Origin of the sequence: Pseudomonas putida, assembly GCF_003228315.1 — a bacterium.
Lineage (GTDB): Bacteria > Pseudomonadota > Gammaproteobacteria > Pseudomonadales > Pseudomonadaceae > Aquipseudomonas > Aquipseudomonas putida_S.
Genome location: NZ_CP029693.1, coordinates 6,493,588 through 6,507,382 on the forward strand (window position 1 = coordinate 6,493,588; position 13,795 = coordinate 6,507,382).

The 13,795-nt window shown below is 61.5% G+C and carries 11 protein-coding genes and 1 pseudogene; 11 read left to right on the forward strand and 1 reads right to left on the reverse strand.

Going from position 1 to position 13,795, the window contains the following annotated elements; all coding sequences use genetic code 11:
- Positions 1–160: 160 nt before the first annotated feature.
- Positions 161–1,570 carry a putrescine-ornithine antiporter gene (gene potE, locus DKY63_RS30540; protein ID WP_110967538.1) on the reverse strand — a complete coding sequence of 470 codons (1,410 nt, stop codon included), beginning with the start codon at positions 1,568–1,570 and terminating at the stop codon, positions 161–163.
- 185 nt (positions 1,571–1,755) lie between these two features.
- Here potE and DKY63_RS30545 point away from each other — a divergent pair, with 185 nt between their 5' ends.
- The 11 genes and pseudogenes from DKY63_RS30545 (at position 1,756) to DKY63_RS30590 (ending at position 13,596) form a co-directional block, all read left to right on the forward strand.
- Positions 1,756–2,085: a hypothetical protein gene (locus DKY63_RS30545; protein ID WP_110967539.1), complete on the forward strand. Its 330-nt coding sequence runs from the start codon at positions 1,756–1,758 to the stop codon at positions 2,083–2,085.
- 1,333 nt (positions 2,086–3,418) lie between these two features.
- A complete protein-coding gene (locus tag DKY63_RS30550; protein ID WP_110968017.1) occupies positions 3,419–3,835 on the forward strand; it encodes an organic hydroperoxide resistance protein in 417 nt (138 codons plus the stop codon).
- Between the two features lie 684 nt (positions 3,836–4,519).
- Positions 4,520–5,167, forward strand: coding sequence for a hypothetical protein (locus DKY63_RS30555; protein ID WP_110967540.1), 648 nt, complete (start codon positions 4,520–4,522; stop codon positions 5,165–5,167).
- Between the two features lie 177 nt (positions 5,168–5,344).
- Positions 5,345–6,262 (forward strand): LysR substrate-binding domain-containing protein, encoded by a 918-nt coding sequence (locus DKY63_RS30560; RefSeq protein ID WP_110967541.1) that lies wholly within the window; start codon positions 5,345–5,347, stop codon positions 6,260–6,262.
- A 265-nt stretch (positions 6,263–6,527) separates the two neighbouring features.
- Positions 6,528–7,715, forward strand: coding sequence for an aromatic ring-hydroxylating oxygenase subunit alpha (locus DKY63_RS30565; protein WP_204354274.1), 1,188 nt, complete (start codon positions 6,528–6,530; stop codon positions 7,713–7,715).
- A gap of 11 nt (positions 7,716–7,726) precedes the next feature.
- Positions 7,727–9,172: an aldehyde dehydrogenase family protein gene (locus tag DKY63_RS30570; RefSeq protein WP_110967542.1), complete on the forward strand. Its 1,446-nt coding sequence runs from the start codon at positions 7,727–7,729 to the stop codon at positions 9,170–9,172.
- 5 nt (positions 9,173–9,177) lie between these two features.
- Positions 9,178–9,342 (forward strand): annotated as a pseudogene (locus DKY63_RS32810) (rubredoxin); the annotation flags it as partial.
- Positions 9,331–10,587 carry an FAD-dependent oxidoreductase gene (locus DKY63_RS30575; RefSeq protein ID WP_239499429.1) on the forward strand — a complete coding sequence of 419 codons (1,257 nt, stop codon included), beginning with the start codon at positions 9,331–9,333 and terminating at the stop codon, positions 10,585–10,587. The pseudogene DKY63_RS32810 and the gene DKY63_RS30575, both read left to right, overlap by 12 nt.
- Positions 10,588–10,597: 10 nt before the next feature.
- Positions 10,598–11,926, forward strand: coding sequence for an NAD(P)/FAD-dependent oxidoreductase (locus tag DKY63_RS30580; protein WP_110967544.1), 1,329 nt, complete (start codon positions 10,598–10,600; stop codon positions 11,924–11,926).
- The gene (locus tag DKY63_RS30585; protein WP_110967545.1) at positions 11,923–12,294 is read left to right on the forward strand and encodes an ethanolamine utilization protein EutQ; all 372 of its coding nucleotides are present in this window, start codon (positions 11,923–11,925) and stop codon (positions 12,292–12,294) included. The genes DKY63_RS30580 and DKY63_RS30585 overlap by 4 nt, the downstream gene beginning before the upstream one ends.
- Before the next feature lie 72 nt (positions 12,295–12,366).
- Entirely contained in the window at positions 12,367–13,596 is a 1,230-nt protein-coding gene (locus DKY63_RS30590) for an MFS transporter (protein ID WP_204354275.1), read from the forward strand.
- Positions 13,597–13,795: the final 199 nt, after the last annotated feature.

Consider the following 13,795-nt stretch of genomic DNA (forward strand, 5'->3'; position numbering starts at 1 on the left):
GGTTCAATCATAGAGTGCTGTGATCGGGTTTGCCCATAGCCTTTAGACAGATCGAAATCCCCCTGTGGGAGCGAGCCAGCTCGCGATGGTCGTCAACGATAACGCGGCCTGCCTGAATGCCCGCGCTGCCTCGACGCTTATCGCAAGCAGGCTCGTTCCGTCATGGTTGAATCCTCGGTTTTACTTTTTTCAAGCGATACACCGGCACCGGCTCGCCCGTCATGTGCTGCGCGGCGACGGTTTGGGTCGGTACGCTGTTATTGAGGGCTTCGAGGCGAATCAGGCGGTTGTTGACGAAGCCGAAGACCGTGAAGCCGAGGATGGTTGCCACGCCGCCCAGCATCAGTGCCTGTTCGCCAGAGCTGTAGAGCGCCAGGTAGCTATAGGCTGCCGCGACCCAGGCGACGATGTTGGTGACCAGCGCTTTGCCGGCGGGGACGTTGGAGACTTTTTGCAGGGTCATCAGGCTGGCCATGCACAGGATGTATGGCACCAGGTTGGTGACCACCGCAAGATTGACGAGGATGTCGAACTGTTTGCTCAGATTCGGGCTGATGGTCAGCAGGGCCAGCGCCGTCTGCGCCGCCAGCAGCACCAGCATGCCGATGATGGGGGTACCGGACTTGTTCACCCGAGCGTAGATCGCCAGAAAGTAACCGGTGTCCGCCGAGCTTTTGTAGACCTGGGCGATGGTGAACTGCCAACCCAGCAGCGAGCCGATGCAGGCCAGCACCATCAGGCCCATGACGATGTCACCCACCAGCGGGGTGAACATCTTGGCGAAGACCAGGCCGAACGGCGCGGTGGAGGCCGCCAGTGCCGGGTTGTCGACGATGCCGGCGATGACGTTGGTGGAAACGATGTAAATCACCGCTGCACCGAGGGTGCCACCGAGGACCGCAATCGGCACGTTCCTTTCCGGGTTTTCCACGGCGTCGGTGTTGGCGCACGCCGATTCCAGGCCGAGGAATGCCCACAGGGTGATCGCCACTGACGCGTTGGCCGCTTCGAACCAACCCTTGTCATGGGGATTCCAGCCGGCGGCGTAGACGCTGCTGTCGAACCAGAACCAGCCGACCGTGGAGACCAGTACCACCGGCGCAATCACCCCCCAGACCGTGACCGCGCTGATCCGCCCGGTAATCCGCGCGCCACCGAAGTTGGCGAAGGTGGTGATCCACAACAGGGCGATGGTCGCCAACCCCACTTGCAGCGAGTTCAGGTGAATATCAAACAGCTCCTGGATATAGCCGACCGCCGTGATGCTGATCGCTACGTTGGCAATCAACAACGACAAGCCATAGGTGTAGTTGGTCAGGTAGTTGCCGGCCTTGCCGAAGGTGTATTCGGCGTAACCGCCCATGCCGCCGGTCTTGCGGCTGAGCATCCCGCAACGGGCAAAGGCATAGGCCAGGGCGAGGGAGCCGGTGGCGGTCACCAGCCAGGAAAGAATGGAAACACCTCCGACTTCCGCCAGTTTCGACGGCAGCATCACGATGCCGGAGCCCAGCATGTTCACGGCGGTCAACAAGGTCAGTTGCGCCACACTCATTTTCTTTGCGACTGACATTGCGCTGCCTCTTTGAGTTGCCGAAGTGAGTCTTAGCTATAGCAAAGTATTGAAATGTCGCAATAAATCGGGATTTGCCGATTGACATGGGGCGGGGTTTTGCCGGTAAGGCATTTTGCTGGCCCCCGGGTTGCTCGCTTGTCGCCAGAATCGCTTCATTTTCAGACGGTTAGGGGACAAAGCGAATGCGCAATATATGGATCGCGCTGATTTCGGTCGGCGTTGCGGGTCTTGCGGTGTCTGCCCAGGCCAGGGAGTTGAAAGACAGCGATCGTTATATGTGCAGTTGGGGAGCGGGGACGGCGGCTCGGGCGCAGGAGCTCAAGTTGTCCGGGGTTTCGTTGTATGCGGCGCGGCAGAAGATTCAGGCGTACAAGTTTTCCAAGCCCTGGATGCGGATGACGGCGATGGGGATTACCGAACAGACCTACGACAGCCCGACCCGGATCAAGCCGGCGGCGGTGCGGGCGAGTTTTTATGAGGATTGTGTGAGGTATAAGTTGGCGCGGAGATGAGGGTTGTTGTTTGGGGTTGGGGTTGGGATCGGGTGAATATCCGTTTCTTCGGTAACGGCCACTTATGGTTTCGCCCTGACGGTCGACTCCCTTTGGCAAACGCCCCAAAGGAAGCAAAGGTCTTGCCCCGGCGTCCGGCCCCTCGCTGAGGCTCGGGGTTCCTTCGCTCCGGCATTCATCCGGGGGCATCGCCTCCGGTTTGCTGCGCTGCACCTCCTCTCGATGTGTGCGGCTGCGCCGCACGGCGCTACGCGCCTTACCCCCGGATAAACGCCTCCCCTCAGCCTGCCGAAGGGGCAGGTGGATCAAGATCAAAAGCTTGCAGGCGAGCTAACGCTCGGCCTGTTGAGTGGTGGGGAGCGGAGCGGGTCGGGTGTACGCCGTCCCCTGTAGGAGCAAGGCTTGCCCGCGATGGCGGCCTGACAGCCGATCAATTTCCTACTGATTCACCTCAATCCAACTGTGGGAGCTGGCCTGCCAGCGAAAGCGGCCTGACAGCCGACCAATGTCTTCCTGATTCACCTCAATCCAATTGTGGGAGCTGGCTTGCCAGCGATGGCGGCCTGACAGCCGACCAATTTCTTACTGATGCCCCCAATCCCCTGTAGGAGCGAGCCTGCTCGCGATGGTCGTCAACGATAACGCTGGCAGCCTGACACCCCGCGGTGTTCTGGCGTCCATCGCGAGCAGGCTCGCTCCCACAGGGATCCGCGCCAACCATCAGGCCGGCCGGTAGGCCGCCTCGCTTTTGATGTTGACCTGCCCCGTCGGAAGGCCGAGTGGAGGTGTTCATCCGGGGGTTAGGCGCGCAGCGCCGTGCGGCGCAGCCGCACACATCGAGAGGAGGTGCAGCGAAGCAAACCGGAGGCGATGCCCCCGGATGAATACCGGAGCGAGGGAATGCCGAGCCTAGGCGAGGCACCGTACGTCAGGGGATAAAAGCGCTTGGTTACTTGGCGCTTTTCCAAGTAACCCGCCGTAAGGGCGGAACCATAAGCAGCCATCACCCAAGAAACGGATATGTACCCAATCAAAACAAGCGCCGGCTGCCAGGCCGCCATCGCGAGCAGGCTCGCTCCTACAGGGATCACCGATCTTCCCCGCCGGAAAGGCGGAACCATAAGCCGCCATCACAAGGGAAACGGATACGTACCCAACCCATTTTGCAAACGAGATCGACTTCGTCGGCCCAGGCACCTGATTGACCAGCCCCGACTATATTGAGAGACCGGGTCCGCGGCGGTGGATGGCAACCCGCCCGGGTCAATCATCGGCAGGCCGTTTTCTGATTCACCTGAAATCCCATGAACCCCCATTCAATCAGGAGATCATCATGACCCAGCTCGACAAAGTCTTGTACACCGCCAAAACCCACACTACCGGCGGCCGGGACGGCGCCTCCAGAAGTTCGGACGGTATTCTGGATATCAAACTGTCGTCCCCTGGCGCGGGCGGTGGCGGGACCAATCCGGAGCAATTGTTCGCCGCTGGCTGGTCCGCCTGCTTTATCGGCGCCATGGGCGTCGCGGCCAAGGAAATGAAGGTTGCCCTGCCCAAGGACGTGGCCGTCGACACCGAAGTCGATCTGGGCACCAACGAAGGTGGCTATCTGCTGCAGGCGCGGCTCAATGTCAGCCTGCCCGGCCTGGATCGCGAAACTGCACAGAAGCTGGTCGATACCGGGCACAAGTACTGCCCCTATTCAAAAGCCACCCGCAACAACATCAATGTGGTGGTCAAACTCGCCTGAGTTGATCTAACCAGGTCCTGGCGACCGAAATTGCAAATAGCGTCGCCAGGTCCGATTTAAACTTCCTTATAAAGTTCTCGGTGCTAAGTTGGTTTGTCGTACAAGGATTGTATGCACTTGTGCTGAATTGGTTCACTAATGAGATCCAATTCTGCAAAAAATAGTATGACTGTTTTAGTTCTGGCTATTTTGAATGAAAGTTCATCTCAGTTGCGTGTGAAATTTTCCCGCAGGCAACTAGTGGATCCAATAAGTCATCTTTGAATTCATTCGGAACAAGCAGGCCAGCAAGAATGGGCTTCGACGAAGGACCTAGGCCTTTGGTCCTATGGCAAATCGCCCAAAAATCATCGACCGTCTGTCGGTAGTGGGCTCAAAAAGTGAACATTTACGGGCTTAGACCCTCATAGTACGTAGCAAGTCACTTGATGACATGCGCACCATCCCGCAAACAAAGAAGTGGAATCCGAACCTCATATGCAGTGAATGCAGATGGGGATTTTTTTACCCAAAAAATTGAGAGGAAGTAACTAGCGTCATTTAATTCCTGGAGCAAACAATAGGAATTACATAACTAACCTGTTGTTTATTTTCTTATATGAGCAAGGTCATTCAGAGTCACCACACACAAGAACTCTGTTGATTGGCCTATCTGTACTATCGAATAAGGTGGAGATATTACCCGTGGCGATAAATACAATTATGAGCCTGATCGAACATAAAGAATTCATGGAGTTTCTGCGACTGGGCGTTGTTTACGTTCATCTGGTCGCCTGTTGCGTGGCGATCGGCCTGGTGCTGACCAGCGATATCGCAATGGTCAGGGACATGTTGAAACGCAAGGCGCTCACCGGCCACGACCACACGCACATGGAAAGCCTGCAGCGCTCCGTGGTCTGGGCATTGATTGCGCTATGGGTGACGGGAGCGGCCATCATCGGCATCGATTACCTGGACAAGGGCATGCAGTACTTCAGCAATCCCAAGCTCCAGGCCAAGGTCATCATTGTCATGATGCTGACCTACAACGGCGTCCTGTTGCATCGCCTGGTACTGCCTGCCCTGCAAAAGGCCGGCTCGCTGCTCGACCTGGGTTTCAGCGCGCGGATGATGGCGTTGTTCTGTGGCTCGCTGTCGGCGGTGTCCTGGATGTATGCCGCGATGCTCGGTGTCGGACGTCCGCTGGCCTGGAAGTACTCGCTCTCCGAGCTGCTGATGGCCTATCCGGCGCTGATCGTCCTGGGCTTTGTGACGATGCTGGTGTTGACCCAGCACGCCAAGCGCAAGCCAGCCGATGTCGCACCGCAATGGGTAAACGCGGTCGCGCACTAAGCCCGGCGACACGCCGTCCCCTGTAGGAGCGAGCCTGCTCGCGATGGATGACACAACACCGTGGGGTGCCAGGCGGCCCGCGTTATCGTTGAAGTCCATCGCGAGCAGGCTCGCTCCTGCAGGTCCCAATGGCTAAACTCACGTCACAAAACCAAAATTCCGACGTGACCTTGCCTGATGAAAATCCACCCTCTACCACCCCTCAACAGCCTGGTGGCGTTCGAAGCTGCGGCGCGGCATTTGAGTTTCACCCTGGCCGCGCAGGAATTGAACGTGACCCAGGGCGCCATCAGCCGACAAGTGCGTCTGCTCGAGGATTATCTGGGCAAGGTTCTGTTCGAGCGCACCACCCGCACCATTCAACTGAGCCCGGCGGCCAGCCGGTACTACGAGACGGTCCGCGCCTCGTTGTTGCAGGTGGCCCAGGCCACCGGCGAAATTCGCCATTGGCAGGGAGCTGAGCAAGTCACGGTGGCTACCAGTACGGCGATGGCTTCGTTGTGGCTGCTGCCCAAGGTGTCCGAATTCCAGCGCGAAAACGAAGAGATCGACCTGCGGATCATTGCCCATGATCAGGTCAAGGATTTCTCGCGGCTCGATTGCGACCTGGCGTTGTATTACTGCAGTACGCCACCCCGGGACATGCAGGTCACGCCGCTGTTTTCCGAAGAGGTCTACCCGGTGTGCAGCCCGGCGTACCTGGCCAAGCATCCGACCTTGAGCCAGCCCCAGGACCTGGCGGCCTGTACCTGGCTGGTGCTCGACGACCCGCAGCGTGACTGGCTGGGCTGGGCGGACTGGTTGCACAGCCAGGGGCTGAAAAACGTCGAGCCCAAGCGTCGGATCAACATCAACAGCTATTCGATGGTGATCCAGTCGGCCCTCAACGGGCAGGGCGTGGCGCTGGCCTGGTCCAACCTTGTCGAGGACTACCTGCAAAGTGGCGCGCTGGTGCGGCCGCTGGAGGCGACCCTGCGCACCGATGCGCAGTTTTGCCTGCTCGAACCGCTGACCCGTGGCGGCATGCGCCAGAGCGTCAAACGCTTTCGCAGCTGGTTGATGAATCAACTGCCAACTCCACCCGCAAACAAATAACCACCCACATTCCCTGTAGGAGCGAGCCTTGCTCGCGATGGATGTCAACGATAACGCGTTCATTCAGAACGCCCGCGTCATCGTTGGCGCCCATCGCGAGCATGCTCGCTCCTACAGTCCTCTATTCATGATCAAAGCTCATGAATCCCTCCCGAAATATCGTTTGTCGATCCCCCTCCCGTTTTCCGAAACTTGCCGCCAGCGGACCTGGCCACCAAGCGCCTGCCGAACATTCCAATACCGTGCCCAGCAGGGGAGAACAATAATGACCACCCTCCAACAAATCCCAGTGCAGAACCTCGAAACCGTCCTCAACCCGATCCACGAAGCGACTGGCCTTGGCAACGAGTTCTACACCGAACAACGCTACTTCGAGCTTGAGCGCGATCAGGTCCTGGGCAAGACCTGGGCCTGCGTCGGTTTCGCCAGCGACCTGGCCAAGGCCGGTTCGGTCAAGCCAGTTGATTTCATGGGCCTGCCCCTGCTGCTGATGCGCAATCGCGAAGGCGTGGTGCAGGTGTTCCATAACGTCTGCAGCCACCGTGGCATGAAGCTGGTGGAGGAGGCGGGCGAGGTGCAAGGCGTGATTCGCTGCCCTTACCACTCCTGGACTTACGACCTCAACGGCGGCCTGCGCGGCACCCCGCACGTCGGCGGCATCGACCAGCACAAGGACGAGCGTTTCGCCTGTGAAAAACATGGCCTGAAAGCCATCCGCAGCGCGATCTGGATGGACATGGTGTTCATCAACCTGTCCGGCGAAGCCCAGCCACTGGAAGAGATGCTCGCCCCACTGACCGCGCGCTGGAGCCAGTTCCTCGGCGAAGACGGCATGAGCCTGTTGAGCCGCCGCCCGGGTCATGACGCCACCGTGCTGGACATCAACTGCAACTGGAAGCTGGCGGTGGAGAACTACTGCGAGGCCTATCACCTGCCGTGGGTACACCCGAGCCTGAACTCCTACTCGCGCCTGGAAGACCACTACAACATCATCGTCGGCGAGCACTTCTCCGGCCAGGGCAGCTACGCCTACAACCTGTCGGACGTCGCCGGCACGCACTTGCCGAAATTCCCGGCCTGGCCGCTGGACCGTCTGCGCAACGCCGAATACGTGGCGTTCTTCCCGAACGTATTGCTGGGCATCCAGGCCGACCATGCCTTCGCCATGCAACTGGAGCCGGTATCGCCGGGCCGCACCATCGAGCACCTGCGCCTGTTCTACGTCGGCGACGAAGCCGCCAGCAGCGAAGAGTTCAGCGCCTGCCGCGATGCGATCCTCGAATCCTGGAAAGTGGTGTTCGCCGAAGACATCAGCTCGGTCGAAGGCATGCAGAAGGGCCGTTACTCCCCAGGCTACAAGGGCGGCGCCTTCTCTCCGGAAATGGACATCCCGACGCACTTCTTCCACCAGTGGGCCGCGCGTCAGTTGCTCGCCACCACTGAAAAAGCCTGAGGAGCGGTGCCATGTATCCGATAGCCTCTCACTGGCTCAACTACATCGACGGGCAATGGGTCGACAGCACCCAGCGCCTGACGGTTAACAACCCCGGCACCGCCGAGCCGCTGGCGACCATCGCCCAGGCCACCGTGGCCGATGCCGAGCACGCCTTGCAGGCGGCCCGTCGTTGCGCCGACAGCGGCGAGCTGACCCGGGCACGCCCGGCGCAGAGAGTCACCTGGCTGCTGCGCATCGCCGAGGAAATTCGCGCGGTGGCGGACGAGGGCGCCTGGGTGCTGTGCCAGGAAAACGGCAAGCGCCTGAGCGACGCCAAGGACGAGTTCACCGAAGCGGCGCGCTACTTCGAGTACTACGCCGGCATGGCGGACAAGATCGAGGGCACCTCGATCCCGCTGGGCAACGGCTACATGGACTTCACCCTGTATGACCCGATGGGCGTTTCGGCGCAGATCGTGCCGTGGAACTTCCCGGTGTCGATCTGTGCCCGCTCGCTGGCACCGGCCCTGGCGGCCGGTAACGCGGTGGTCATTAAGTCGCCTGAACTTTCGCCGCTGGGCATGTGCGTGCTGATCCGCGCCATTGCCAAGGCCGGCTTGCCGGACGGCGCGGTCAACCTGATTTGCGGCCGTGGCCGTGAAGTCGGCTCGCACCTGGTCAGCCATCGCGGCGTCGATCAGATCGTGTTCACCGGTTCCGTGCCGACGGGCCAGTCGATCCTGCGCGACGCGGCTCAGTATGCGATTCCGAGTGTGATGGAGTTGGGTGGCAAGTCGGCGGCGATTGCCTTTGCCGACGCTGACCGTGAGCAACTGCTGGCCAGTGTCAAGTCGGGCATCTTCTTCAATGCCGGCCAGGTCTGTTCGGCGATGTCGAGGTTGCTGGTACAGCGCGAGATTTATGACGAGGTGGTCGAGGCCGTGGTGGCCATGGCCGAGGGCCTCAGTGTCGGCCTGGGCCAGGACAACGCCGACCTCACGCCAGTGGTCAGCGCCGGGCAGTTGTCGGGTATTGAAGCCTTGTGCCGCCGCGCTATCGAAGACGGCGCCGTGGCCGTCACCGGTGGCGAAGCCTTCGCTGACCGCGCCGGGCATTTCATGCGCCCAACGGTGTTCCGCGACGTCACGCCAGACATGTGCATCGCCCAGGAAGAAGTGTTCGGGCCGGTGTTGGCGATCCTGCCGTTCGACACCGAGGAAGAAGCCATCGCCATCGCCAACGGCACCGATTTCGGTCTGGTGGCTGGCGTGTTCACCCAGGACATCAGCCGCGCCATGCGCTGCACCCGTCGTCTGAAATCCGGCCAGGTGTTCGTCAACGAATGGTACGCCGGTGGTATCGAGACGCCGTTTGGTGGCGTGGGTCTGTCGGGCTTCGGTCGCGAAAAGGGCCAGGAAGCCTTGTTCAGCTACGTGCGCACCAAAAACGTGGCGATTCGGGTCGCCGGGGAGTGAACAGCATGTTCAAGACTTGGCTTTGCATCGTTTGCGGTCTGATTTACGACGAGGCGCTGGGCTGGCCCGAGGACGGGATTCTTGCCGGCACGCGCTGGGAAGATGTGCCCGAAGACTGGATCTGCCCGGAGTGCCACGTCGGCAAGGCTGATTTCGAGATGCTCGATATCAGCGAGTACACCGAGGCGGCTGTGGCTGTCAGCGCGCCAATCACCGCGCCGCCGCCGGCCGTGGCGGTCCCCGTGGTCGCTGCATTGCCCCGTGGGCCGATCGTCATCATCGGCAGCGGCTATGCAGGTTTGGGCCTGGCTCAGGCGTTGCGCAAGGCGGACCCGAAGGTCGAGATCCGCGTGCTGACCCAGGAATCCGGTTACCTGTATTCCAAGCCGGCCCTGTCGATCGGCTTGTCCCAAGGCAAAACCGCCGAGGCGATGTCCGGTGAATCACCGCTGGCCATCGAGCAGCGCCTGAACATCCGCATCTATGCGCATTGCACGGTGCAGGCCATCGACAGTTCGGCACGTCGCCTGCGCACCAGTTTCGGTGACATGGAGTACGGCCAGCTGGTGATCGCCAGCGGCGCGCAACCGATCCGCCTGCCGATTCGCGGTGAGGCGCAGGCCATGGTCAGCGTCAACAACCTGCAGGATTACCACCAGTTCCGCGAACGCCTCACCGGCGTGAAGCGGGTGGCGATCCTCGGTGACGGCCTGATTGGCTGCGAGTTTGCCAACGACCTGGCGCACAACGGTTTTGAGGTGGATGTCATTGGTCTGGGTCGCTGGCCGATGGAGCGCCTGTTGCCCGCCGAAGCGGGGGAGGTGCTGCAAGGCGCGCTGAGTGATCTGGGGGTCAAGTGGCACCTGCAAAACACGGTGGATGCCATCGAGTCGAGCGGGCAGGGCTATGTCCTGACGCTTGCCGGTGGTCAGCCGCTGAAGGCTGATCTGGTGTTGTCGGCGGTCGGGCTGCGACCAGACTTGAGCCTGGCGCAGACCGCCGGGCTGGCGGTGGGCCGCGGCATTCAAGTCAACGCCCAACTGCAAACCTCGGCACCGGGCATCTACGCCCTGGGCGATTGCATCGAGATCGACGGGCAGTTGCTGCCGTATCTGGCGCCGATCAATCAGGGCATCCAGGCACTGAGCAAAACCCTGCTCGGCCAAGCCACCGCTGTGGAGTACCCGCTGATGCCGGTCACGGTGAAAACCCCGGCCGCACCACTGTGCCTGTTGGCGCCGGCGGCGGGCAGTGAAGGGCAATGGCGATGCACAGCCACGACAGATGGTATGAGCGCCAGCTTCCATGACACCGAGGGCAGGCTCAACGGCTTTGTCCTGCTGGGTCGCCAAGCACAAACGCAGCGCAGCGCATTGCTGCAGTCCTGTCAGAACACTCAGCAGGCGGTCGCCTGAGGCTTCAATCATGAAAAATTCGATCAATTTGCCTTTCGACGATGCGACTTGCGGCTGGTACGCGGCCTTGCCTGAACAACCGGCGTGCAAGCGTCTGTCCGGCGAACAGCGGGCAGACTTTGCGGTGGTGGGAGCGGGCTTTGCCGGCCTGGCCGCCGCCCGCCGCCTGGCCCAGCATCACCCCGAAGCGCGGATCATTCTGGTGGACGCGCAGCGGGTCGCCCATGGCGCTTCGGGGCGCAACTCGGGGTTCGTCATCGACCTGCCGCACAAGTTCGCCCTGGAGCATCCGGACCCGGCGCACAAGCAACGCTTGCTGTCGCTCAATCGCTCGGCCATTGCGCAGTTGCAGGGGCTGGTTCAGAAACACGACATCGATTGCCAGTGGTCCCACGCCGGCAAGTATCAGGGCGCCGTCGGCCCCCGTGGCATGGCGTATCTGGATCACTTCGAGAAGCTGATGACCGACCTGGGCGAACCCTTCCGCCGGGTCGGCACCACGGAACTGGCCGGCGTGCTGGGTACCCGGCATTACAGCGGGGCGATCTACACCCCCGGCTGCTACCTGATGCAACCGGCGGCGCTGGTCACTGGTCTGGCCCGTTCGTTGCCGGACAACGTCGAGCTGCTTGAGGAGTCGCCGATCCAGCGTCTGGAGCGTGACGGTCGCGGCGGCTGGATCCTGCAGGGCACCAACGGCGTGATCCGCACCCCGCAACTGCTGCTGGGCACCAGCATCTTCACCCAGGAGTTCGGCTATCTGCGCAACCGCCTGCTGCCGGTGATGACCTTCGCCAGCTGGACCCGTCCACTGACCGATGCCGAACTGGCCACCTACGGCGGTCAACTGGACTGGGGCCTGACCCCGGCGGACCACGCCGGGACTACGGTGCGCATGACCCAGGATCGCCGCCTGATCATCCGCAACACCTACAAGCACGTGCCCAAGTACGGCCGCAGCACCAGCGACGGCATGCGCGAGAAGATTCGCGAGTCCCATCGCAAGGCGTTCAAGGCGCGCTTCCCGCAACTGGCCGACGTGCCGTTCACCCACACCTGGGGTGGCGTTTACGCGATCTCGCGCAACTTCACCAACTTCTTCGGCGAGCTGGAACCGGGCGTGCATGCCTCGGCGTGCGACAACGGGGTGGGCGCGGCGTGGGGCACCATCTCCGGCACCCTGCTGGCGGACATGGCCGTGGGCGCCCAGTCGGCGCAGTTGAACGACATTCGCGCGGTGACCGGCATGCCGTCGCTCAATCCTCCGGAACCTTTCCTTGGCCTGGGCGTGCGTTCGCGCATTCATCTGGCCGCGTGGAACAGCCGGAGCGAGTTATGAGTTCGCCCGGCAAAGCCAAGGGCCGGGTGCTGCGGGTCGACCACAAGGATCTGGATTTCACCTTTCGCGGCGGCCCACCCGGCGCCGCCTTCGTGGCCCGGGCCCTGAGCAATGAAATCTCGCCGAACATCGGCGTGGGTTTTGCCCGCTGGGAAGGGGCGCAAGTGGCTTGGACGGTGCTGTATGACGAAGTGATTTTCGTCATCGAGGGCTGCTTCCAATTGCACGTCGGCGATGAGCTGTTCGAGGTGACCCCGGGCCAGTTGTTGTGGATTCCCGAAGGCACCGAACTGGTGTACGGCGGGCACGCGTTGTTCGGCTATGTCGTGCATCCGGGCAACTGGAAAGAGCTTCACGGCCTGTCTTGAAACATCCGTCCGGGCACGTGACCGTTGGTTGCGCGCCCGGATTTCGCATTCTCTTTTTTCGGAATCGGCACCGTGTTTGGACTGACGAAGACGTTCGGCGCGCTGTACCTGGCCAGCTTGATGATGCAGCTGGGATCGATGTTGTTGATGACCTGGCTGGCGTTGCGCCTGAACGTGCTGGGCGCATCGGAAACCGCCGGCGGTGCGCTGATGGCCGCCAACGCCCTGGGCATGGTGCTGGGTGGCTGGGTCGGGCGCAGCCTGATCGCGCAGGTGGGGCACATCCGCACCTTTGCCGCCTGTGCCGGGATCATAGCCTCGGCGGTGTTGGCCCATGAGTTCAGCACGGCGCTGCCGTTCTGGCTGGTGCTGCGGGCGCTGGTGGGGCTGGCGATGATGTGCCAGCTGATGGTGCTGGAAAGCTGGCTCAACGACCGGGCCCAGACCGAACAGCGCGGCCGTGTGCTGTCGCTGTACATGGTGGCGAGCTACGTGGGCATGATGCTTGGCAACCTGGCCCTGAGCCTGGATGAGGGCCTGGGCATTCGCGTCCTGCTGGGCGTGGCCATGGTCTTCGCCCTGGGTTCGGTGCCGGTGGCCCTGACCCGCAGCATGCACCCGACGGCAGTGCCGGCGGCATCGATTGACCTGCGGCTGTTCCTGCGCAGGATTCCCCAATCGCTGGTGACCATCCTGGTGTCCGGCATGCTCAACGGCAGCTTCTACGGCCTGGCCGCGATCTACGCGAGCAAGCAGGGGTTGCCGACAGCGCAGGTCGGGCAGTTCATGGCCTTGTCCATCGCGGCCGGGCTGTTGGCACAACTGCCCCTGGGCTGGCTGTCGGATCGCTTGCCGCGCGCCAGTCTAATCCGCGCCGTGGCGCTGTTGTTGATCGTCATCAGCCTGCCGCTGGCGCTCAACCAACAGCCTTCGTTCGCTACCTTGCTGTTGTTTGGTGCGGGCGTCGGCTTCCTGCAGTTCTGTCTGTATCCGCTGGGGGTGGCGCTGGCCAACGACAACATGGAGCCAGCGTTGCGCGTGTCGCTTTCGGGGATGCTGCTGATCACCTTCGGTGTCGGTGCCTGCTTCGGGCCGCTGATCGCCGGTGCGCTGATGGAGCACCTGGGCGCGCCGAGCTTCTACTACTTCTACGCCGGCAGTGCGTTGCTGCTCGCACTGTGTGTGGGTCAGGCAAAAGTCACCGGCGAACACCTGCAAAAGGATGCGCCGTTGCAACACCCGGTGACGCCGAACGGGATTGCCAGCTCTAACCTGGTGTCGATAACCGAGCCGGGCGATTGAACTGCAATACATGCCCACCTCAGTAGGAGCGAGCACGCTCGCGATGGTCGTCAACGATAACGCTGGCAGCCTGACACCCCGCGGTGTTCTGTCGTCCATCGCGAGCATGCTCGCTCCTACAGTTTTTATGTGTTCAGGCAGGTTTTATTGATGCGTTTTTCTCATGAGTCGGTGACTAAATATGGTTTGAACGGTGTTC